21 protein-coding genes are annotated in these 23,474 nt (G+C 41.0%); 10 read left to right on the top strand and 11 right to left on the bottom strand.

Annotated elements, in window-relative coordinates:
- Positions 1-117 precede the first annotated feature (117 nt).
- Positions 118-1,149 (bottom strand): hypothetical protein, encoded by a 1,032-nt coding sequence (locus N8A89_RS01080; protein WP_281540599.1) that lies wholly within the window; start codon positions 1,147-1,149, stop codon positions 118-120.
- A 176-nt stretch (positions 1,150-1,325) separates the two neighbouring features.
- Here N8A89_RS01080 and N8A89_RS01075 point away from each other — a divergent pair, with 176 nt between their 5' ends.
- The gene (locus N8A89_RS01075; RefSeq protein WP_289644729.1) at positions 1,326-2,123 is read left to right on the top strand and encodes a TIGR00266 family protein; all 798 of its coding nucleotides are present in this window, start codon (positions 1,326-1,328) and stop codon (positions 2,121-2,123) included.
- Positions 2,124-2,260: 137 nt separating this feature from the next.
- A complete protein-coding gene (locus tag N8A89_RS01070; RefSeq protein WP_281540598.1) occupies positions 2,261-2,914 on the top strand; it encodes a DUF2461 domain-containing protein in 654 nt (217 codons plus the stop codon).
- Here N8A89_RS01070 and N8A89_RS01065 read toward each other — a convergent pair.
- Both N8A89_RS01065 and N8A89_RS01060 read right to left on the bottom strand, forming a co-directional pair.
- Positions 2,904-4,103 (bottom strand): serine hydrolase domain-containing protein, encoded by a 1,200-nt coding sequence (locus N8A89_RS01065; RefSeq protein ID WP_289644728.1) that lies wholly within the window; start codon positions 4,101-4,103, stop codon positions 2,904-2,906. The two genes, N8A89_RS01070 and N8A89_RS01065, sit on opposite strands and share 11 nt — an antisense overlap.
- A 24-nt stretch (positions 4,104-4,127) precedes the next feature.
- Complete coding sequence (locus N8A89_RS01060; RefSeq protein WP_281540596.1) at positions 4,128-5,702, bottom strand: M81 family metallopeptidase; 1,575 nt, start codon at positions 5,700-5,702, stop codon at positions 4,128-4,130.
- Positions 5,703-5,879: 177 nt separating this feature from the next.
- Here N8A89_RS01060 and nudK point away from each other — a divergent pair, with 177 nt between their 5' ends.
- Both nudK and N8A89_RS01050 read left to right on the top strand, forming a co-directional pair.
- A complete protein-coding gene (gene nudK / locus N8A89_RS01055; RefSeq protein WP_281540595.1) occupies positions 5,880-6,464 on the top strand; it encodes a GDP-mannose pyrophosphatase NudK in 585 nt (194 codons plus the stop codon).
- Between the two features lie 20 nt (positions 6,465-6,484).
- Entirely contained in the window at positions 6,485-6,991 is a 507-nt protein-coding gene (locus N8A89_RS01050) for a peptide-methionine (S)-S-oxide reductase (RefSeq protein ID WP_281540594.1), read from the top strand.
- Here N8A89_RS01050 and N8A89_RS01045 read toward each other — a convergent pair.
- A complete protein-coding gene (locus N8A89_RS01045; protein ID WP_281540593.1) occupies positions 6,988-8,256 on the bottom strand; it encodes a D-alanyl-D-alanine carboxypeptidase/D-alanyl-D-alanine-endopeptidase in 1,269 nt (422 codons plus the stop codon). The two genes, N8A89_RS01050 and N8A89_RS01045, sit on opposite strands and share 4 nt — an antisense overlap.
- 164 nt (positions 8,257-8,420) lie before the next feature.
- Between N8A89_RS01045 and N8A89_RS01040 the strand changes: the two genes are divergently transcribed.
- A complete protein-coding gene (locus N8A89_RS01040; RefSeq protein WP_281540592.1) occupies positions 8,421-8,618 on the top strand; it encodes a hypothetical protein in 198 nt (65 codons plus the stop codon).
- Between the two features lie 27 nt (positions 8,619-8,645).
- On the opposite strand, the gene N8A89_RS01035 is transcribed toward N8A89_RS01040, so the two are convergent.
- Together N8A89_RS01035 and N8A89_RS01030 are read right to left on the bottom strand one after the other, a co-directional pair.
- Positions 8,646-9,587, bottom strand: a complete 942-nt coding sequence (locus N8A89_RS01035; protein WP_281540591.1) for a LysR substrate-binding domain-containing protein — start codon at positions 9,585-9,587, stop codon at positions 8,646-8,648.
- Between the two features lie 301 nt (positions 9,588-9,888).
- The gene (locus N8A89_RS01030; protein ID WP_289644727.1) at positions 9,889-13,125 is read right to left on the bottom strand and encodes a VPS10 domain-containing protein; all 3,237 of its coding nucleotides are present in this window, start codon (positions 13,123-13,125) and stop codon (positions 9,889-9,891) included.
- Positions 13,126-13,447: 322 nt separating this feature from the next.
- On the opposite strand from N8A89_RS01030, the gene N8A89_RS01025 reads away from it, so the two are divergent.
- Entirely contained in the window at positions 13,448-14,809 is a 1,362-nt protein-coding gene (locus N8A89_RS01025; RefSeq protein WP_289644726.1) for a transglutaminase-like domain-containing protein, read from the top strand.
- Positions 14,810-14,821: 12 nt separating this feature from the next.
- Here N8A89_RS01025 and N8A89_RS01020 read toward each other — a convergent pair whose 3' ends face one another.
- From N8A89_RS01020 to ggt, 5 genes are all read right to left on the bottom strand, one after another.
- Positions 14,822-15,088, bottom strand: coding sequence for a hypothetical protein (locus N8A89_RS01020; protein ID WP_281540585.1), 267 nt, complete (start codon positions 15,086-15,088; stop codon positions 14,822-14,824).
- Between the two features lie 171 nt (positions 15,089-15,259).
- On the bottom strand, positions 15,260-17,434 hold the full coding sequence (locus N8A89_RS01015) for a xanthine dehydrogenase family protein molybdopterin-binding subunit (protein ID WP_281540584.1): 2,175 nt from the start codon (positions 17,432-17,434) through the stop codon (positions 15,260-15,262).
- Between the two features lie 17 nt (positions 17,435-17,451).
- Positions 17,452-17,922, bottom strand: coding sequence for a (2Fe-2S)-binding protein (locus N8A89_RS01010; protein ID WP_281540583.1), 471 nt, complete (start codon positions 17,920-17,922; stop codon positions 17,452-17,454).
- A 174-nt stretch (positions 17,923-18,096) separates the two neighbouring features.
- Positions 18,097-18,240, bottom strand: a complete 144-nt coding sequence (locus tag N8A89_RS01005) for a hypothetical protein (RefSeq protein ID WP_281540582.1) — start codon at positions 18,238-18,240, stop codon at positions 18,097-18,099.
- A 144-nt stretch (positions 18,241-18,384) separates the two neighbouring features.
- Positions 18,385-20,097, bottom strand: a complete 1,713-nt coding sequence (gene ggt / locus N8A89_RS01000) for a gamma-glutamyltransferase (RefSeq protein WP_281540581.1) — start codon at positions 20,095-20,097, stop codon at positions 18,385-18,387.
- A 387-nt stretch (positions 20,098-20,484) separates the two neighbouring features.
- On the opposite strand from ggt, the gene N8A89_RS00995 reads away from it, so the two are divergent.
- From N8A89_RS00995 to N8A89_RS00980, 4 genes are read left to right on the top strand one after another with little or no spacing between them, the layout of a single operon-like run.
- Complete coding sequence (locus tag N8A89_RS00995; protein ID WP_281540580.1) at positions 20,485-20,826, top strand: DUF6249 domain-containing protein; 342 nt, start codon at positions 20,485-20,487, stop codon at positions 20,824-20,826.
- Positions 20,827-20,832: 6 nt separating this feature from the next.
- Entirely contained in the window at positions 20,833-21,399 is a 567-nt protein-coding gene (locus tag N8A89_RS00990) for an RNA polymerase sigma factor (protein WP_281540579.1), read from the top strand.
- Positions 21,389-21,727 (top strand): hypothetical protein, encoded by a 339-nt coding sequence (locus N8A89_RS00985; protein ID WP_281540578.1) that lies wholly within the window; start codon positions 21,389-21,391, stop codon positions 21,725-21,727. Before N8A89_RS00990 ends, N8A89_RS00985 begins: the two co-directional genes overlap by 11 nt.
- Positions 21,724-23,388, top strand: a complete 1,665-nt coding sequence (locus tag N8A89_RS00980) for a serine hydrolase (protein WP_281540577.1) — start codon at positions 21,724-21,726, stop codon at positions 23,386-23,388. The genes N8A89_RS00985 and N8A89_RS00980 overlap by 4 nt, the downstream gene beginning before the upstream one ends.
- Positions 23,389-23,474 lie beyond the last annotated feature (86 nt).

Below are 23,474 nucleotides of genomic sequence, written 5' to 3'. Positions count from 1 at the left end.
ACTCAACCTTTAACGAAAATCATTTTTGTTCAACTAGTAAACGAAACGATAATAAACATTTAATCGCACAATAAATTGAATACACTCTGAATAGACTAGAACAATCCAAGTTCATATCTAAAAACTTTTGCACTTAAATACTCCTTCGATATACCATTGCAGATTTTTAGGATTATAATCTGGGTAATGCTTTCGAACTGATTTTAACATTTTCTCACTATAAAACTCCGAATGTTTAACAAATTCAACTTCGTAATCTCTATTATTGTTATCGGTCAACTTAATGTAATTGAAAGAAATTTTAGGAGGTCTAATTCCAGAACCACTATTTTCATTTATAATAATTGATACTCTAACCATTTTATCACACAAATCCATTGCCGAGCCAAAATCATTTATGAATTGTGTTTTATTATGCCGTACATATTTATCATTTTCTGGATTATAGTAGCCAATATCAAGATATTCCTTGCTTTTGTTTTTATGGTCAACCCAATAGTATAAAACTTGATTATTATTTCTTAGCCATAGTTTAGTACTATAACTCCAAATAAAATATTGTTTGTGTAATTGGCTATTTTGTTCAAGTAAGTCATCTCCGACTGCAATAGAAATAGTTAAATCCTTACCGTCGAATAAATTTCTTAATTCATCACTATATTTGCCATTATAAAATTGAAACCCACTTTCTATAGTATCTTTAAAATCTTCATCTGCATAACTTGTTCTTAGTCCACTGGTAGTGTACAAGTTTCTAATTTCTGGAAGATAATCAGCAAATACGCTTTTGTCCACTCTTATCGTCAAACTTTTTAATTGAAAATTACTGGGTAGTGGTTGATAAAGTTTATTGATTTTGTTTTGGGTGGTGGTGTCAATTTTAGTTAAGTTAGCATTTACTTCGGCGTTGGAAATATCTGTTACTCGTCCAATAAAAAACCCAAATAGAACCATTAAAATTGGGAACCCTATTTTGAAAAAACTACTGTCAGTAAAATTTCTTTTTTTATCATTTTTTATGAATAATTCCTCTATTGCATTGACAAGCTCATCTTTCTCTAAATCAATATTCTTTAACCCTAATTTCTTTCCAAGATCAATCAAAGTGGATTTTCGTAAAGTTCTTATGATTTTAATGATATTATTCATTCCAAAATAAAAAATAGTATTATTAGTAATAACTATTCAATTATTAAGTAAAACTAAACAAAGTCAATAATTAACATAATAACTTTAGATTACTATTAATCAAGTTTTACTAACAAATTTGTAACATAATCTTAGCTTTAATTACTTATTAGTATCAACAAAAAACAAATTAAAAAATGAACGCACACGAAGTAGATTACGAGATATACGGCGAAGAAATGCAATATGTAGAAATAGAGCTGGACCCACAGGAAGCCGTGGTAGCAGAGGCTGGGAGCTTTATGATGATGGAGCCCGATATTAAAATGGATACCATTTTTGGGGATGGTTCCAACCAGGACAGTAGTGTTTTGGGAAAGATTTTCTCCGCCGGTAAACGAATGTTAACGGGAGAAAGCCTGTTCATGACCGCTTTTTTAAATGTTGGGCAAGGGAAGAAGAAAGTCAGTTTTGCATCACCCTACCCAGGAAAAATATTGCCCATTGACCTTTCTGAAAAAGGGGGTAAGTTCATTTGTCAGAAAGATGCTTTTTTGTGTGCGGCCAAAGGCGTTTCCGTAGGGATTGAATTTTCTAGAAAATTAGGAAGAGGGTTATTTGGCGGCGAAGGCTTCATTATGCAGAAGCTGGAAGGGGACGGCATGGCCTTCGTACATGCAGGGGGCACCATGGCCAAGAAAATATTGGCGGCCGGAGAAGTGTTAAAAGTAGATACCGGATGCATCGTTGGTTTTTCACATACGGTGGATTATGATATTGAATTCGTGGGAGGAATTAAAAATACGGTTTTTGGAGGGGAAGGACTATTCTTCGCAACTTTGAGAGGACCTGGTACGGTTTATATTCAATCCTTACCCTTTAGCCGCTTGGCTGGTAGGGTATTGGCTGCCATACCTAGAGGCGGTAAGGATAAGGGGGAAGGAAGTATTCTTGGTACCCTTGGGGATATCGTAGGTGGTGATAGAGGATTTTAAAAAAACCTTATCGTGAGGAGTAACAACAAAGAAATCTCTTGAAACCAACGTCCAGGTTAATAGCTCTTATCGCTAACCTCGGACTTGGTACGTTTTGCCTTGTATGTCTTATTTTCATAAATTTTTAATATTCTGCTATGAGTTTTTACAAACTATATGATTTTCTACGCGATTTAGACAAGAACAATTCCAAAGAGTGGATGGACGAAAACCGGAAACGCTACCATGAGGTAAGGGATTGGTATATAAGTTGGCTCAACGAAATGGACGCCAAATTGGCCCAGGTAGATAAGGACTATTACGCCACTCCTGGTAAGAAAGCAATCAACCGGATCAACAATAATTTGATGTTCCATCCGGAGAAGCCTACCTATAAGGACCACTTTGGGGCGGGTTTGGATAAAGCGCCTGACACCGGGGATTTTTACATACATCTGGGGCTGAACGAGTCGTTTATAGCGGGCGGTTTTTATAGGCCTTCTTCAAAAATATTGACTAGTATTCGGGATGCCATTGATTACAACGGAGAGGAATTCAAAAAAATCATTAACAAAAAATCTTTTAAGGATATGTTCGGCGGCCTCATGGAGGACGATATGCTAAAAACTTCCCCCAAAGGATTTTCCCAAGACCACCAACATATAGAACTATTAAGACACAAGAGTTTTGCCGTTTCCCATCCGGTGACGCAAAAAGAGGTACAACAGGAAGATTTTCAAGAGCGGGTCATTTCGGTGTATAAAGAAATGCTTCCTTTTAGAAGATATTTGAACAAGGCGATTACAGTTTAGTTTCGTAGGATGCCAGTGTTTTAAAAATATCAATAAACTCTGTGATACCCTCTTTGCTCAATTCTGTGTTAGCTATTAAAAGTTTTCCAGTATTGGTTTGGGAATTAAAGAACATCAGGGTAGTTACGGCAGGATCTCCACCGGAATGACCTATCTGTCCGGTAGCGGACATGCCCATAAAAATACCCATATTGTACTCATCGTTATAAGCACTGTCACTACGGTTTTTATGATTTTCTTCATTTAGATTGGGAGAAAACAGCTCTTTATAACTTTCGGTATTCAAGACGGTACCGTTTCCATTATATCCTGAAATCAATTCACTTAAATACTTTCCTAAATCCGTGGAGGAGGTAATCAGTCCCCCATCGGGATAATTGACCAATTGATAAGGCGCCAATTCCAAGTCTCTCTCCGCATATAATTTCGAGTGTTTTGAATCGTCCACATCTTTTAGAAACCAACCTGTATTCGACATCTCTAAGGGGTCGAAAATATGGGTTTTTGTGAATTCCGGAAAAGGCTGACCTACCGCATTTTCCAATACTAGGGCTGCGAGCCCTGCCCCGATATTGGTGTATTCAAAAATTTCGCCTGGTTTCTTTTTGATGAAGTTCTTTTTTTTATACCACTCACCTTTGGAACTTAGAATTTTTTCCAAGAACAAGTCATAATTCATTAAGTCATCTGATGAGCGGAAATTCATATTCACTCTTGCTTGGCCATTTTCTGAATTTCTTAAAATGTAACCTCTACGCTCATATTGGGAAGCATCTCTTATGGTGGAAGTATGGGACGCTAAGTGTCTTATGGTAATGGATTCCTCAGGAAAATGTGGATTTGTAACTTCAAAAGGTAAGTACTTGTTAATAGGGTCGTCAAGATTTAGTTTTCCCATTTCTTGCGCCTTTAACAGCGCTAACCCAATACATGTTTTTGAGACGGATGCAATATTTTGAACGGTATGTGAGGTGTATTTCTTTTGATTGGATACGTCCGCAAACCCAAATCCATGCGTGTATAAAACGGAATCGGAATTTACGATGGCAACCGAGAATCCATTGATATGATTTCGTTGGGCTATTTGTTCCAGTTCGCTGGTCAGCTTTTTTGTAGTGGTATCTTTGGATTGCGCGTTTATGGAGATGTAAACTAAATTACACACCAAAAAAAGGATAAGGTTTTTCATATTTTTAATGATGAACTTTTAAGATTAGTTCAATTTATCTGAAGCTGAAATCAATCGAGCACTCAAATCAGGCTCTTCCATATCTGCATCCAAAGGGAACATGGGACGTTTTATATTTTCATAACCCAGACGTTCCAAATCTTGGTCAACGCCACCAGGGGTGAGTGCCATTGTCCAGCCTTTTCGCATATCGTAAAGTTCAGGGACCAAGTAGCCAATTTTAACCACTACGATATCAGTTTCCCTAGGATGTAAGTTTAGATCGGTAAAATCCTTTTCATGGTGATAGGGTTTGCGTTTTTTGGTGACGATAACGCTTATGCTTCCTGTACGTACAACAGCTTCTACCTCTGCATCGCGGTCTCCTTCTTTAAGGGCCGTAACGGTTCCTGTCAATTTTAGGGGCGGGGAATACCTGTTATCTACTCGAGCACCTACCATTGCCGATACCTCGCCTCCAACTCCTACTTCTAAGGCTTTTTCTATCAATTCCGGCCCGGGAATGGAAGCGTAGATCAAAGATGGTCCGTTTTTAGATTTGAACTCCGGTCTTGCCAAAAGTTCATTTAAGGTCCACGTCACATCTCCAGCTCCACCTGCCGTAGGATTATCGCCCATATCGCTAATGATGTAAGGCCCCTCTTTACTTTCTAGCGCCAGTTTTAAACTTTCGTCCAAAGTGGCAACGGGGGCTACAAATTCAAATTCCTTACGTATATCCCAAAACGCCTTGGCCAATTGCTCGGCTCCTTGGGTCACTTCTTCCTTGTCATCACCCGTCACCATAACCACGGCATGATTTCGTGGTTCATCGGCCCATGCATAGCCTATCCAAATGGCGGCGTCAATAACTCCTTCTTTTGCCACCACAGAAGGAATTTGGGCATATAGACTTTTTCCGGGTTCTATACGGGTACTGGTCTTTTCTCCCGGAAGTAAAATAGGTACGGGAATCCATGCTTTGTACGCTGGTTTTCCCTTTCCACTTTCCAAGCGGTCCAATAGGTTGATAATGGCTCTTTCTTTAGATTCCAAGGCATCTTCATGAGGAGCCATCCTGTAACAGGTAATCAAGTCACTGTGTTTTGCCAGGCCTTCTGAAACATTTCCATGAAGGTCCATCGATGTTGAAACCAGCACATCGATACCGATTACGTCCCGAATGCGTTGCAGTAAATCGCCCTCCGCGTCTTCAAGTCCGACCACACTCATGGCCCCATGAATATCAAAGAATAGACCGTCATAAGGTCCATTTTCTTTCAGCATCTTTAGGGTTTTAGATACCATAGACTCATAAGCCTCTCTAGTAACGATCCCACCGGGCAGGGCTTTTCCCAATAAGGTAGGCACCCATTCCGCTCGCTTTCTTATACTGCTACTGTCCGCAAAGAAGGGGTACTGTCCAAAAATGGAATCTCCAATGCGCGCATGAAAAGCTTCTTCGTGGGTTTGGGCAGGGGAGAAGGTACTGGATTCAATACCTATACCTGCTATTGCTATTCGGGGAGGTTCTTTAGTATCAACAGGCTTTGTATCGTTCTCTTTGCAGTTAAAAGTAATCAGTGCTAGACAGAACAGTAGAATTATCGATTTTTTCAATTTGGTGAGCTTTTTTGATTTGTTAATAGTTGGAAGAAGTTACAAATTTTTGATGGTTTCCGTCTCCTGAAAGCTTTTAATTGGTTGGGTTAGGAATATAAATGTTTCAAAAGTATATTTGATTCGAAAGGCTTTAAAACTTAGTGCCTTTAAAACGATTCTTAAAACTCCGACCCATTGAAAAATTCCAACATCAAGAATATAAAAAAAGAGGTTCTTTCTGACAATTGGTACACCTTGAACAAATTCACGTTCGATTACCAAAAACCCAACGGCACTTGGGAGACACAACAGCGAGAAGCCTATGACCGCGGTAACGGGGCTGGTATTCTCTTGTACAACAAGTCCAAGGGTACGGTGGTCCTTACCCGACAGTTTCGCATGCCTACCTATGTTAATGGCAATGAAGACGGGATGATGATAGAAGTCTGTGCAGGGTTGTTGGACGGTGATAATCCGGAGGATTGTATACGTAAGGAGACCGAAGAGGAAACAGGATATAAAATTGGAAATGTAAAGCGCGTGTTCGAGACTTATATGTCGCCCGGATCAGTAACGGAAATATTGTACCTGTTCGTGGGAGCCTATGAAGACCGCATGAAAATAGGTGAGGGCGGAGGTGCGGATGACGAGAGCGAAAATATAGAGGTCCTTGAACTTCAATTTTCAAATGCACTTGAAATGATGGGTACCGGTGAAATTTGTGACGCCAAGACAATCATGCTCTTACAGTATGCGCAAATTCACGGTTTGGTTTCCTGAATTTTTTCGACTTATTAGGTATGGATGAAATTACTAAAATAGGTTTAGGCGGGGGCTGTCATTGGTGTACCGAGGCGGTGTATCAATCCCTAATCGGTGTAACTAAAGTGGAACAGGGTTTTGTGGCATCGGACAATGAGAACGATTCGTTCTCGGAGGCGGTTATCGTGCATTACAGAGAAATGGATATTTCGCTAAAGGAACTGATTGCCATTCATTTACATACCCACGAGAGTACCTCTGATCATAGCATGCGAGGGAAATATCGCTCCGCAGTCTACATTTTTGATACTACTCAAGCGGATCGGGTAAAATGTATTCTAAAGGAATTACAGCAAGATTTCTCAAAACCTTTGGTAACCAAACCGTATCCATTTAAATCATTCAAACCCTCTGATGAAATGTTTCAGGATTATTATTATTCTGACCCTGAAAAGCCCTTCTGCAAAAGACATATTTATCCAAAACTGGAGTTACTTTTGGATAAATTTTCCAACAAAGTCAATACGAACCAATTGGGAAATTAATAGGTATCCCGTATTCTTTCAAAGGTCGTCTCCATCCGTTGTTTCACCTCGGCGGAAGGGGATTGGAAATGGTTGTTCATAAAACTGAAAATCAATGTTTTCCCCGACTTTGTAATCAGGTAACCACTTAGACAGTAAACATTCCCCAAGCTACCGGATTTGGCATAGATGTACGGTTCCGGATTGCCGGTATACCAAGATTCCAAAGTCCCTGACCGACCTCCGGCAGGAAAAATATCGAATAACCGCTCCCTTGGAATTTCACCATACATCTTTTGTAATACTTTCACTATGGATTCTGGTGTAAATAGATTGTATCTGGAAAGTCCCGAACCGTCTACCCATCGTGGGGGTTGTTTTAAATCGGACAACAGATTTTCCAATACATGTTTTCGTACCCTATCGGTGCTAAGGGTGTCGGACAGCATGGATGAGGAAAGAATCAAAAGTTGTTCGGCCAAAAAATTATCGCTTTCTTGCATCATCCGTTTTAAAACGGTATCCGTTGGTACGCTATACTTTGTTTTTAACTGACCTGTCGGTATCTTCGGTAAAATTGCAATATCCCTTTGCAAAGCATCTGATAATAGCTTTTTGGTTAATACGCTGTCGGTCTTAAACGGAACCTCCAAGGTGTCCACCCTAGAAGGGGAATAGAAAAACGTATTTGAGCTTTCGGCCCGATTTTTCGAATAGGAAAGTGGTACCACGCTATCTTTAAAATACTCGGGAGAAATGTTTGGGATTAAGGAATGGCTCATGGTCACCACATTTCCATATACAGGAAAACTGCCTTTTTCGGGTTGGTAGTAGTAATCGTAATCGTCCCAAGCCCAACCCGGACCAAATTTGTTATCCTGAAGATTGTTGGTGATTAGTTTGATATGCTCGTAACCCTTCATAAATTCCGGAATTGGATTGTTTTGGAAATAGGGATGTAGTAATGTTGGGTCTCCCGTGCCTTGAACGTAAAGAGTATCGTTTTCAGTAAGATATTTGAAAGCAGGAATACTATCGGGCAACATATTCAATGCTGTGAAAAGGGTAAATATTTTAGTATTGCTGGCGGGGGTAAAGTACTTTTTGCCGTTATAATTGAGTATTGTATCGTTAGTTTTTGGGTCAACCACCAGTAAACCAGTAAATTGACTATTGTAAAAGTCAGATGAAAGAAGCTTTAACGTGCTTTTTTGAAGTACTTTTTTAGGGCTAGAACATGCTCCCAATAGTAGTATGAAAATGGTGAAGGCAAGTATTTTCTTCATTTATTTTTATTCTAGTAATGCATTAAGTCGGATAGGTATTATTCTTTTCTAATGAAATTATTGAATTTTTAACAAAACTAGAACAATATCCTTACCAGATTTTTGTTTAACTTTATGGGGAGAAATCCCCCAAAATGCAACTAACTAATTAAACACTTTGAAATATGGCTAGAGCGATGCTTGAGTATACAAAAACAGTACTCAAAAAAGTAAGCTTCGACGCAAAACTATTCTGCAAAGAAGTAAAAAAAGCAATCTCAAACTTATTACCGGACGAAATCGAAGAACTAAGACTCTGGTTGAAACACTTCATAACGGACAAGCCAGAATTACAGGACAGCTTAATTTATTTAAGGACATAATTACAAACCCGCAATTTGCGGGTTTTTTTATGCATGGTTCATGGGACTAATAATTTTCACATCCTGAAAAGCGATTGCCCCACGGACTACGCTGGCAATTACATCCCGTAAGGCTTCGGTAATCTGTATTTTCAATTCACTTTTATGAAAAATAAGACTCACTTCCCTAGCTGGGGGTGGCTCTTTAAAATACTTTAGGTTTCCTTTATGCTTTTCATCCAGTTCCAAGGTATTCAAAAATGGGAGGAGGGTCATACCCAAACCCTCATTGGAGAGATTGATTAGCGTTTCAAAACTTCCACTTTGCAGACTAAAGTGTTCTTCACCCAATTTTTTGGGGGATTTACACAGGTTTAGTACACCTTCACGAAAACAATGTCCGTCTTGCAAGAGCAGGATATCCGATACATTTAAATCCTCTGGGGTAAGTTCAGAAACACCACGTAAACGATGATCCTGTGGCACATATCCCACAAAGGGTTCATAGTATAGGGGTCGTTCCTTAATAAACTCAATTTCTAAGGGCGTCGCCGCTATGGCGGCATCCAAATGTCCGTCCTGTATATTCTGAATTAAATCTTCTGTATTTTGTTCTTTTATAATCAGGTTAACCCTGGGATATTTGTTGATGAAAGTCTTAAGGAACATCGGTAATAATGTGGGCATTATGGTAGGAATGATTCCCAAGGTGAAATCCCCGCCAATGTAGCCTTTCTCCTGATCTACTATATCCTTTATACGGGCCGCTTCGTTGACAATATTCTTTGCCTGTGCCACAATCTTTTTTCCAACATCCGTAACGGAAATCGGCTTTTTGCTCCGGTCAAAAATCAATATATCCAGCTCATCTTCAAGCTTTTGCACCTGCATGCTTAAAGTAGGCTGAGTTACAAAGCTTTTCTCCGCGGCCAAGGTAAAATTCTGGTATTCCGCAACGGCAAGCACGTATTGTAATTGAGTAATTGTCATTAATATAGTTTTGAAAGATAAAAATAAGAAAAACTATCAATAAAACTTATCGTGTAGGTTGTCTAAGTTGATCATTTCTTTGGTCTCAAAGTAAAAACCTCGAGAAAAAATGATTATAGTTATTCAATCGAATATGTTAATCGGAACACTTAAGGAATTAGGGATTTTTCTGGAGTGCATATCCATTCATGCTGAAATAAAATGCTGCACCTATCGATAAGGTTCCTTCTTAGCATTTCAAACTTAAAAGAAAAAGCCTGAACAAACTGTTCAGGCTTTTTTATAATTTTCAAAATGTAATTTAATTCTTAATTAATCCTTGTCCTTCTACCCATGGCGCTCCAGCCTTTTTTAAATCAATTTCTAATGCAGGTAAAGTGGTCGCCACAATAGGTTGTAGTTTGGCTTTCACCTTCTTGAGTTGACTTTGTACACGACTAAGCAGGGCTTTATGTTCCTCGGTTGGGCCATAGGTATTTCCTAAGGCTATCCAACCTATTGAACTACCGTCGCTTGCTGTAGGATTTGAACGCTCCCCAATTTCATCTTTAATCGAATTGCCATTAAGCTCTTTGTCTATATCCAACAAGGAGATTTTAACGGTATTCAATCGTTTGTACAGATCATCTGAAGGTGAAGTTGCCTTATTCAAAGCTCTTAGCATTGCGTCAACGGTTTGTTGACTTGTTTCAAGTTCAATTTCCATCGCTGTTAAATCTTGTTGGAACGCAAAAGCCGCATCCCTAAACACATCCGTTTCCTCATATGGTTTTCTAGGTAGTGCACCTTCGAACATTGGTTCTACTTTAAAGGGCTCAGGACCTTGTAATACAGTATTTGTGCCATCAGCACGTTTCACTAAAGTTACCGTATAATTTCCGGGAGTGACCATGACGCCGCCCTTACGGAATCCACCTCGTTCCTTTGGTACTTCCAATCGTTCTCCACTTTTACTGGGGTAATTTAAATTCCAGCTCACACGGTTAAAACCCTTTTTATTGGTGCCTTCAACGGTGTTGATGACATTTCCGCTTTCATCTTTAATGACTAATGAAATTGACGGTCCGTCTTGTCTGTATTCTTCCTCAAGAGCATCCCAGCCTGGGAATCCAGCAGCTCCCTTCTTTTCCTTTTCTTCTCTGACATCTTTTTCGGATTTGATTTTATCTGCCATATAATAGGTGAAATTTGCACCGAACGGTGGATTTTTCGCAATCCATTCGGCATCACCTTGACTACCGACCCTACTGGACTCTTTGTACCACTTAACCGGTTTAACTGGAAACAACTTGGGCTCGGCGGAACTCATATTAGCAGTAAAATCGCGCAAAGGTGAAATATCGTCTAAAATAAATATGCCCCTACCGAACGATCCTGCGACCAAATCGTTTTCGCGTCTTTGAATCGTGATGTCCCGAATTGGAATTGTAGGCATGCCATCCTCCAGTTCAGTCCAATTTTTGCCTCCGTTCATAGTTACATATACTCCGAACTCCGTCGCCGCAAATAACAGATCTTTTTTTATATGGTCTTGTACTAATCTCCAAATCAACAACTTGTTCGGTAAATCACCGTTTATTAAAGACCAAGTTATTCCTTTGTCATTACTTTTAATGATATAGGGTTTGTAATCCCCATATTTATGATTGTCCAAAGCGGCATACACGACATTCGCATCAAAAAGATCGGCACGGACGTCATTTACAAAGGGTGTAGTAGGTAACCCTTTTACGGTATTTAGGGTGAATTTTCTCCAAGTTGCACCTCCGTCTTCTGTGACTTGAATAAGGCCATCATCGGTACCCGCATATAGCAAGCCTTCTTGTTTTGGTGATTCTGCCAATGAGGTAATTGTATTGTAATTGGACATCGCACCTACATCCCAAGCATTATCCCAACTTTGGGATTTGCCATAATAGGGAAAGGTCATTCGCTCTTGATTCAAGGTAAGATCACCTGAAATGGGTTCCCATGCATCGCCTCTATTTTCTGATTTCCAAACACGTTGGGAGGCAAAATATAATCTTTTCGGATTATGGGAACTCACTACGATTGGCGCGTCCCAATTAAAACGTTCATACGGATCGCCTTCTCTTGCCTGGGGCTGAATAAAAACCGTTTCCCTTGTTTTGCTGTCTATTCTCCATAGTGCTCCTTGTTGAAATTCGCCATAGGTAATGTCCGGGTTTCCGGGTTCCGTAGCGGTCTGTGCCCCATCGGCCCCGAGTGTTTTCCACCAATCTGCACTAGCGATACCATCGGAACTCATTGTCCTTGACGGACCGCCATGCGACCCGTTATCCTGTGTACCACCATAAACATTGTAAAAAGGTTCGGCGTCATCTACCGCGATTTTAAAATATTGAGTAATGGGCAAGTTGCGCACATATTTCCAACTTTCCGTACCATCAAAACTTTCGTACAAGCCACCGTCTGTACCGATCAATAAGTAATTTGGGTCAGATTTTTTAAAGACCAAAGCATGGCTATCACTATGCTGATTGGATCGACTCATATTCGTGAACGTTTTTCCGTGATCTTTTGAAACCAAGGCACTGTTGTTCATAAAATAAAGTGTTCCTTCATGATGTGGTGACGCAATCAATTCTTGGTAATAATGCGGCCCGGTACCACCTGATACGGCATCTGATTTTTTTACCCAAGATTCTCCTCCATTCGTTGTCATATAGACTCCACCTTTTGTTCTGTCCAATTCAAGGGCTGCATAGATGACATCGGAATCGAAGGGTGACATGGCCAATCCGGTTTTGCCTAAATTGGATTTGGGGAGACCATTTTTAAGCGCCGTCCATGTTTCTCCCCCATCGGTACTTTTATGAAGTCCAGAGCCGGGTCCACCCCCTAGGTAACCAGCTACGGTTCGGTGTCTTTGCCATGTGGCCGCGTATAACACATCTGGGTTGTTCGGGTCGATAAGCATATCGGTCGCACCTACCCATTCCGCATCCCCTAAAGTTCGTTTCCAGGTTTTTCCACCATCGGTAGTTTTAAAAACTCCGCGGTCACCACCTTTGCTCCAAAGGGGGCCTTGCGAAGCTACCCAAACTACATCGGAATTTTCAGGATGTACAATGATTTTAGATAGGTGTTCGGAATTTTCCAATCCCATATTTTTCCAGCTCATTCCATCGTCATGGCTCACATAAATACCATCACCAAAGCCAGCATGACGCCCACCGACATTTTCGCCGGTCCCTACCCATATGGTATGGGGATTGTTGTGGTCAATGGTGACGCAGCCTATGGAATATACTTTTTCTTTATCGAACAACGGTTTCCATGTAGTACCGGAATTTGTAGTTTTCCAAACACCACCAGAACCCACGGCCACATACCATATATTTTCGTTTTCGGGATGTATGGCGATATCGGCGATTCTACCCGAGGTCATTGCGGGCCCGATATTTCTGAATTCTAATCCTTTAAAAGGGTTTTCGGATTCCTCTTGTGCGCTACTATGGAGTGTTACACATGAAGTAAAGAAAAAAAGTAAAGCAAACTTGATAACCTTTTTCATTTTCTGGTTGGTTTTAAATGATTAATTGGGCAAATTATGGAAGATTAACCCTAGTTTTAAAACTACAAAAAATGAAACTAAAAAGTTTGTACTTCCTGCTTTGGAGTTTGGGATTAACGCTATGTTAACATTTCAAATTAACAAATTAGCGCCATTGGTCGTCATTATAATAGTAGCTAATTTAAGTACTCGAGGTGTATGGGAACGATCTGCACCATCACCCCAAATATCTTCAGTAGCAGATTTTTATGATCACTATAAACTCAATTGGGAGAACAAGGTAATTGTTGTAAATTCATACAACGCTTTATAGGACAGAAATATGAAATACTCGCTAATTATTCTAACGGTAACGCTTGCCCTAGTCATGGGCTGTAATTCAAGCACCGAAAAGAAAAAAGAAAAGAAAATGCTCACGGCAGAGCACATCCCCACGGTAGTTACTAGCGATATAGAGGAAGGTATCAAGGCCAACATCGCAAAAAAAGTAAAAGAGGGAGGAGGATATTTTCATATGGAATCCGGGGGGAAGGAACTACGTTTGGAACTGGTACGTGTTCATACGGAATACCTTTCAAATTTAGGACCAAGACGTCATTTTGCCTGTGTTGATTTGGCCGATGTAAGTGGCGATGTCTATGATGTGGATTTTTTCTTGGAAGGAGATCCAGGGAGTATGATAGTTACCGAAACTACGCTGCACAAACTTAACGGCAAACCTATGTATACGTGGAAACAACGTAAGGATAAGACATGGTATAGGGTACCTGTGCAAGAGGCTTCAAATGATTTACTAGGCGTTATTGAGGGCGAAGACAAATTTGAATTCAGGTACGAGGTTACTTTACCGGAAATGAAGAAATCAGCAAAAATTTGGATTCCCGTTCCGCAGAGCGATACTTTTCAAGATGTAAGGTTAACAACGCTCAAAACTCCCGTGGAGCATCAAATGCTTGAGGAAAAGGAATACGGCAATTCGGTTTTATATATGGAACTTTTGCCAGAGGATAGTGGTAAGAAAGTAGAGCTGGTTTACGATGTATCACGAAAGGAGAAAAAACCCTACGAAGAAAATACGTGGCCAGCGCGCTATTTAGACGCCAGTTTGCTAATGCCCGTGGGCTTTCGATTTGAGACCCTTGCCGATTCTATTATGGGTGATAAGCGTTACGGAGGCACCCTAATGCGTGCGAGAGCCTTATATGATTATATAATTGATAATATGAGTTATATCAAGGCTGGCACCTACGGTACAGGTGATGCCGTGTATGCCTGTGATGCACTTACCGGGAATTGCACGGAGTTTCACTCACTCTTTATTTCTTTAGCCAGATCGGCCGGGATACCTGCACGATTTGCGGTCGGGGCCTCAATTCCTTCAGATCGAGATGAAGGCGGTATTGATGGTTATCACTGCTGGGCAGAATTTTACGCTGAAGGGAAATGGTGGCCTGTTGATATCAGTGAGGCGAATAAATATTCCAAACTTGCCACGTACTATTTTGGTAGGCATCCGGCAAATCGTATCGAATTCACCCGTGGACGTGATTTAAAATTAGAACCCGGACCTAAATCCGGGTCGATTAACTTTATGGCCTATCCTGTTATGGAAGAAGGTGATGTACCTGTCTTTCCTAAAACATTCTTTTCGTTCCAAAGAAAATCGGATAAGGAGACCTTGTAATATGGTTTGGCCCTAGTCCGAAATAGAATCTTTCGTTGGGTGTTCTTCGCCTTCTGGGTGTTCTTCACCTTCTGAAGTAGGATGTTCCTCACCTTCAGGATGTTCTTCTTTGGCGGCGCCTTCTTCCGTAGGGTGTTCTTCACCTTCGGGATGCTCGGCTTCCGCTTCGGTTTTTTCTTCTTTCTTTTGTTCCCTACAAGAGCTTAGAGATCCAGCTGCGACGAAGCTAAAAAGAAGGACTACCAGGGTAAAGTATTTTAGTTCTTTCAGTCGTTTCATGATTTTGTTGTTTTATGAATTAATAATAGGACAATTGGCTTTTAAACAATTAAAGATACCAAATTTTACTCCAACGCCGGGGAAGTGACCGAAAGTTGCCTGGCGTGTGGGACAAAAATGGACATATATGAGATTTTCAATAATAAAACAGTCATATCATTACCTCAATTCTTAGCTATTCAAAACTTCCAAAACACGTTCGGGAGTAAAGGGAAGGTGCCGCAATTTTTTCCCCGTCAATTTTAGAAAAGCATTCGCGATAGCACCTGCGACCATTGGGGTTGCCGTCTCACCAACACCTTGGGGCGTTTCTGAAGATGCAATTAATTTGGTTTCAATACTATCGGGCACATCTTGCATTCTCAATAACGAATAGTCGTGAAAGTTTGATTGTTGTACTTCACCGTTTACCACGGTAACCTGTTCGTAAAGTACACTGCTCATACCCATGATGATGCCGCCTTCCATTTGCGCTTTTACGTTATCGGGTTGCACTATAACACCTGCATCCAGGGCGATCCAAAAACGATTGACCTTAATTTTTCCTGTCGTTCGGTCCACGGAAATTTCACAGACACCGGTTCCTAGAGATCCGTGTTCAACAAAGGAGATTCCCTTTGCGCGACCTGCGGCAGTTGGAGCGCTCCAATCGGACATTTCTACGACGTTTTCCAAAGTGGCCAGTGCCCTGGGAGAATCTGCCATTAATTTTCTCCTAAGAGCCACCGGGTCGGTACCTTGGTCCAAGGCAATTTCATCCAACATACTTTCAATGGCGAATTTATTCGGGCCATGGCCAACGGCACGCCAATGTTTAAGTCGGACACCATGCCTAGTTTCGCGCCATTCAGCAAATTGGTTCGGTATGTTGTAATGCGAGTTGTGTACCCCACTGGCCACTAAATTTCCCCCATCACCGATGACCATATGCGAAAACCCATTTATTTCGCCAGATTTGTCCAAACATACGTTGAGCCGCTGAAGGGAAATGGGGCGAAACGTACCGTAGCGTAAATCATCTTCGCGTGTCCAAATCAGTTTCACGGCAAGCGGGGCCATTTCTTTGGCCAACACCGCACATTCCGCAACGAAGTCACTCATGCTTCTCCTTCCAAAACCACCACCAAGGTATTGCAAATGAACATTTACTTTATCTGGGGAAATGCCTAAAATGTTGGGCACACCTAATTTGGTATCGGCCCCTTGTTGACTACCCACCCAAACCTCCGCACTTTGTAAATCTTCTGTCACCCGTATCACGGCATTCAGGGGTTCTAGTTGGGCATGGTATACGTAGTCGTTTTTAAAGTCGGCAGTGTAGGTTTTAGAAGTGTTCCGAAGCGCAGTATCCATATTGCCTATTTTTGTAACCACCTTGCCGGTCTTGCCCTGCGCTGCTATTCTCTCATAGTCCTCGTAAACTTCCTGCGAATTAAAACCGGACGCATCGGAATCACTCCAATCTATTTGAAGCAGGCTTTTGGCTTTTAACGCCTGTTCCAAGGTCATGGCGACCACACCAATGGCATAGTCGAAGGGTACTATTTTTAATACGCCTTCCTGGGCCAAAATTTCCTCCTCATTTCGTAAGGTAGGTCTAGCACCATGTAATTTTCCACGTTCCAAAACCCCGTAAACCATTTCTGGTAGACGGATGTCAATGGCAAATTGTGCGCTTCCGTCTACCTTGGCCGGAATCTCGGTACGCGGAATATCTTTACCGATTAATCGAAAATCTTTCGGTTGTTTTAGTTGCTCTACCGTAAAATCAGGAAGCTCCTCCGGCATTGTTAAATAGGGAACGAGTTCCCCATAACTTATTTTCTTATCGCTGCTTTCATGGAAAACAAAGCTATCGCCTGTTGTCAATTCGGAAACGGGAACGCCCCAATGTGCTGCCGCTGAATGGAGCAAAACGTAACGTGCCTGCGCGCCGGCCTTTCGCATCGTTTCATAATAGCTGTTCGTGGTTCTGCTACCTACGGTAAACATAAGTTTACTTCCGGGTGCCCAACCTTTTCCACCGTATATTTCCGTTTCCTGTGGCGAAAATTCAACGTGGACCTTGGACCAATCTGCGTCCATTTCTTCAGCAAAGAGTAGGGGTAAAGAGGTCATGGACCCTTGCCCCATTTCTGCGGCTGGGTTATAAATGGTAATCTCACCATCTTCAGTGATTTGCACCCATGCAGTGAGTTGATGCTTTTCCAATTGTTCGGCAACCGCATTGGTATCCGCACAAGAGATTAATTGGGGCAGAATACCTGATACGCCAATAAAGAGGGCTACGCCACTGGAAGACTTTAAAAATTCCCTTCGGTTGACCAATTTGGATGTTGTGGACATAATCGTAAGTTTTAATTCTAGTTCACCAGATTTTTAGCAGCAGCCAATTCAATGGCCTTTATTATCCGCAGATAAGTACCACAACGGCAAAGTACACCGTTCATGTAACTTTTTATTTTTTCCCTGGAGGGCGCTGGTTCTTCTTCCAAAAGGGCGACGGCTTGCATGATTTGACCCGACTGACAATAGCCGCATTGTGGCGCCTGAGCTTCAATCCATGCTTCTTGAACAGGGTGGTCCCCATTTTCGGACAAACCTTCTATGGTGGTAATCTTCTGTCCGTTCGCCAATGTACCCACCTTTAACATACAGGCCTTCATGGGCTTTTTATCGATATGAATGGTACAGGCCCCGCATTGTGCAATACCACAGCCGTATTTGGTGCCGGTGAGGCCTAAATGTTCTCGCAGTACCCATAGCAATGAGGTGTCCGCAGCAGTTTCCACCTCAAAAGTTTCACCATTAATAGCTAATGTAAATTTTTCCATGCTGAAAATATATCTACTAGAAAGTTACTGAAAAAACAAAAAGGGTAATACTATGAGCATCAAATATTTTAAACGTCTTATCTGACCCAATCTCCAAGAATAAAAAAAACCATGACCTTGTTTGTTTTGGCTATAGTTTCTAAAACGTCAGTTTTTGGTTGGACTTACCTTATTTTATTTTTTAGACTTTTTAACCAGTAGGTAAATGAAGAACAAGGGAATTATGGTGAAAAACCCCACGCTATTCTTTACTACACTGTAGATTATGATACCTATTAGAAATCCTATAAATATGGCATTGGTTGTGGCGTTGGTCATATGATGTTTTTACTTTGTAGATAAATTCTTGATCGGTAGCATCTGAAACTTCCTTTTGTTGCATCGGTATCACAGCGGAGCTATAATAAAATGATGGGCGTAATGCTTCTTAGGTGTAGCCAACTTTAGATAAAATTAGATACTTTAATAGCCTATTGCCGCACCATCTGGTCTCGAAGAATCCGCGGCACCGATTAAGACCTTGTTTTCAGCATCCACCTGGATGCCCATTAACGCACCTAATGAATTTGTAGGGACCAAGGTATGGTTCATCGCTTCAAGGGCTTTACGGGTATCGGGCGAAAGCAGTCCACGCTCATATTCAATCTCATCTGGCAGCCATTGGTGGTGTATTTTCATGGCCTCTATGGCTCTGTCAACGCGCATGTCGTACGCCAACACATTCAGTACGGTTTGAAACACCGTATTGATAATGGTTCTTCCTCCTGGACTGCCAATAACAAGGTAAGGTTTTGAATCTTTCGCCACTATGGTGGGTGTCATACTGGAAAGCATTCGCTTTTCGGGTTGAATAAGGTTGGGATTCGTACCTACTTGACCGGAATTGGTAGTGATTCCGGGTTGTGGATTAAAATCACCCATCTCATTATTGAAGATGAAGCCGAGCTTATCGGAACCCATGCCCGAACCGTAGCTATGCTCCAAGGTGTAGGTTAACGATACTGCGTTCCCCTCTTTATCCATCACTGAAAAATGCGTGGTACTGGTGCCATCATAAAGCTGACCGAGTTTGGTGGAGTCACTTACGGAGGCCTTGGTCATATCAATATTGTCAAAGCGTGTTTTGGCGAATGCTTTGGACGTTAGTTTATCCAATGGTAGATCGTTGTTAAAATCGGCGTCTCCCAAATGCTCGGCTCTATCGGCAAAAGCCCTTCGCATGACCTCGGCCACCAAGTGCACGTATGCCGTGGAATTGAATTCGATGTCCTCCAAATTGGCCAGTTCCATCAGGTTCATCATTTCTATTAGCGCTACCCCTCCTGAGCTGGGCGGTGGCATAGAATAGATTTCGTAATCGTTAAAAGTACCTTTTACAGGTTTCCGTTCTACGGCCGTGTAACGCTTAAGGTCTTTCATAGAAATTATGCCTCCGTTTTGCTTCATAAAGTTGACGATCTCTTTGGCGACCGGTCTTTTGTAGAACCCATCATGACCATGGTCTCGAATTTCCGTTAGCGTATTGGCCAGCTCCGGTTGTTTAAAAACCTCCCCGAATTGCGTAAGATTGCCACTGTCGTTTTTGAAAAAATCCTTTAAAAACGGTACAGGTGAATTTGCGCTAAAATAAGCGGCATCACGCGAAATTTTCCAGGTGAGCGGGAAACCGTTTTTTGCGATATCGATTGCAGGTTGTACCAAATCTGCCCACGGTAGGTTCCCGTATTTTTGATGGGCTAGATAGAGACCGGCCACGGTTCCGGGAACACCTACCGATTTAGCGCCTATGTGGTTCACCGTCGATTCGTTTCCGTACAAGTTCTGCCCCTTGGTAAGCTTTCCATTGGCATCAAGAAACATGTCCGGAGATGCCTCTAAAGGTGCTTTTTCCCTAAAATCAATCGTAGTCGCCGTACCTGAGGCATCCATGAAAACCAAAAAGCCACCTCCACCAATATTACCGGCTGTGGGGTGCGTTACGGCCAGTGCAAAAGCGGTTGCGACCGATGCATCAATGGCATTTCCGCCTTTTTTAAGGATGTCCGTTCCTACTTCGGAGGCTATTTTGCTACTGGAGACCACCATCCCGTTTCTTGCATAAACCTGAGCAAAAAGGAAGTGTCCTTGTAGAAAAACGGCAAGAAATAGGATGGAGTAAAAGGGTTTGAAATTCATAGGGAATAGTGCTTAGTTTGGTTATAAGACGTTGGTCGTAAAATAATCTATGTCATTTTTATCCAAAGCAACTTAGAAGCATTGGAGCTACAGCTACTACGGACTTGCTAAAAATAAGGAAACCTTTCGGTTTAGCCCGAAGACCGAATTGATTATAGCTATTGTTTTCTGTGTCGACCCGTTGGAGTAAGCAAGACCAAACTAGCCATTTCCCATACCGCCTGAGTAAAAAGTCCGTTGACACTATTTTTTGGAACACGTTTTTAAAACTGCGCAAAATGCTCAATAATAATGGGTTAAGGAACTTCTAAAAAAGTAAATGGCAAAATCTGTAACCTAATTGGATTGACAATAATCATATAGATGTAACATTTAAAACATACCACCATGAGTGATTTTGTCTTTGGACCAGGAGTTGTATTAGTGGCACTTTTTGTTGCTGCAGGATATACTATTTATACTTTCATTAGAGCCTCGCATTTAGAGCGCATGGCAAAAATCGAAAAAGGAATTCCCACGAATGTACCTTCCAATACAAGTCGATATCTAGAACTGAAATTAGGAATGTTGATGGTTGGTATTGCTTTCGGTTTGTTATTGGCATATCTCTTGGAAAAAGCCTTAAAAATTGACGAAGTGGTTTTTTACCCGTCTTTTATGCTCTTGTTTGGTGGTATAAGTCTTATCGCTTCATTTTTCTGGGCAAAGAAAGTGCAGAAAAGCAAATAGCCCTTTATGGATGCCCATTACATAAATGAGGTTTTGAATGGAAACACGAACGCTTTTGGTTATTTCATAAGAACCTATCAAAACAAGGCTTTTGGAGTAGCTGTTTCAATCGTAAAGCGCGAGGACGATGCCAAGGATATTGTTCAGGACAGCTTTATAACGGCCTATGCTGCCCTGGCCAATTTTAGAAACGATGCGAAATTTTCAACTTGGTTTTATCGCATTGTGGTAAATACAGCGTTGCAGTTTATCAAACGAGAAAAACGAATAGATGAAGTAACGGAGGCATACTCGATTACGGCTGACGAAAAAATCGCACTCAACAGCGCCATTGCCCAATTGGAAAAACAAGATTTAAAAAAATTGATAAAAGGAGTGTTTGAAAAGATACCTGCAAAAGAAGCGTTGATTTTGCAACTGTATTACATTGATGACCAAAGTGTTGCGGAGATTGAAGTAATAACCAGCTTTAACAAGGCTAACGTAAAAGTCCTTTTGCATCGGGGTAGAATAAGTTTTTATAAGATGCTAAAGAATGAAAAAACTAAAAAGCCATATAAGAATGGAAGATAAAGACCACTTAAAAGAAATTCTGGGAAAAATAAACGAAGTTAATGAGCCTATTGACTTAGAGAGCGTTATTTTGAAGATAATACAGAAGCAAGAAAGCTTAAAACTTCAAATTGCACGTTACAAGGCCAAAGGTAAAAAAGCATTAATACTGTCAAGTCTGTTGATCGTAGTTCTTGGAATGCTTTTCAGCCTGCCAAGAAATGTTGAAACCGTTGAACATTCCATTTTAACATACACTTCCGTAATCTTAATACTCATAGTCCTCTTCATTCAGCTTGAAATGGGCGGAACAAAAATTTTCAATAATTCAAAAAATGACTTAGCATGAAAAATACAGCAGGAAAAAACATCAGTAGAATTGGAATCAACAATTGTAAAGTTATCATCGTGGTGGTGCTGATGGTACTATTATCTTCCGTTAGGGTTAAGGCCCAAATGACTGCCAAACAAATTGATAGCATCGTCAATAAGGCAATAAACAACATGGATAATACCGTGGGTTTTGCCATAGGCATCGTCAAAGACGGTAAAATTGTACACGTAAAAGGTTATGGTGTAAACTCGATAGAATCAAAAGAAGCGGTCACTGCAGATACCCCATTTGGCATTGCCTCCAATTCCAAAGCTTTTACCTCCGCTGCATTAGCAATTTTGGTGGAGCAGGGAAAAATTAATTGGGAAGATAAGGTAGTCGATTATATACCCGAATTTAAAATGTACAATGATTATGTTACGAATAACTTTAATATTCAAGACCTTTTGACCCATAGAAGTGGTTTAGGACTTGGGGCTGGCGACCTTATGATTTTTCCGGATGGTTCGGAATTTACAATCAATGATGTGCTTACCGCTTTTCAATACTTCGAACCCACTACGGCTTTCCGCACAAAGTTTGATTATGATAATCTGCTGTACCTTGTGGCAGGCGAACTTACGGCAAGGGTAAGCGGAAAAACATGGGAAACATTCGTTCAGGATGAGATTTTAAAGCCCTTGGAAATGAATAATTCCTATGGCAGTTATAACGAAGCCCATAAAAATGACAAGATTGCCATTGCCCATTCCTTTGATGGTGAAACGTTGAAAGCCATACAAAACCCTGAATCTACTTTGGGTACCAACGTAAAACCGAAGATGAACGGAGCGGCAGGTGGTATTTGGGCGAGCGCAAATGATATGTGTAAATGGATGTTAGTTCAATTGAACGAAGGCAAATATGGAGCTAATTTGGACAAAACTTTATTCTCGGAACAGCAACAGCAAGAAATGTGGCGTGTTCACACGCCTATGAACAAACAATCAGACCCAAGGTCACCTTTTAAAGTCCATTTTACGGGATATGGGTTAGGTTGGTTCTTGTCAGATTTTAACGGCTATTTTAAAGTGGAACATTCGGGGTTGATCGCAGGCATGTCTTCCGAGGTGACTTTGATTCCAGAATTGGAACTCGGTATCGTGGTTCTCAATAATTCCGAGGGTGCAGGCTTTCTGAACGGTTTGATGGGTTTTGTGCTTTTGGATGAATATCTACAATTGGAAACTGGTATCGATTGGCTTGAAATGGCCAAAGGGATGCAACGGCAAGACGGACCAATGGGTGACCCCGATTCAGAAAGAGTTTGGGCCGAAGTGGAGGCAAATAAAAATGTAAAAGTCAATAAAAGCAATTATGTGGGCATATACGAAGATGAATGGTTCGGAAAAGTTGAAGTATTTGAGAAAGATGGGGATTTATGGTTTAAGTCCTATAAATCGCCGAGGTTGAATGGTAAAATGGCTTTTTATAACGGCAATACTTTTGCCATAAAATGGGAATACCAGGATATGAAAGCGGATGCCTTAGCGCTATTTGCACTAGATGAAAAGGGCAAAGCCCAAAGTATTAAAATGAAAGGGATTTCTCGTTTTATCGATTTTAGTTTCGATTTCCAGGATTTAGATTTAAAAAGGGTTTCGAATAATACTTCGACTACGAGTAAAACGAGATAAGCATGGATACAAGCTGAAAAGTCCCTTATACGCTAGTATTACGGGACTTTTTTTGTTTCCTAGTTTGATAATTTTGTTTTGTTTAG

The organism is Maribacter aestuarii, from assembly GCF_027474845.2.
Lineage (GTDB): Bacteria > Bacteroidota > Bacteroidia > Flavobacteriales > Flavobacteriaceae > Maribacter > Maribacter aestuarii.
This window is presented reverse-complemented; position numbering and strand designations above follow the sequence as displayed.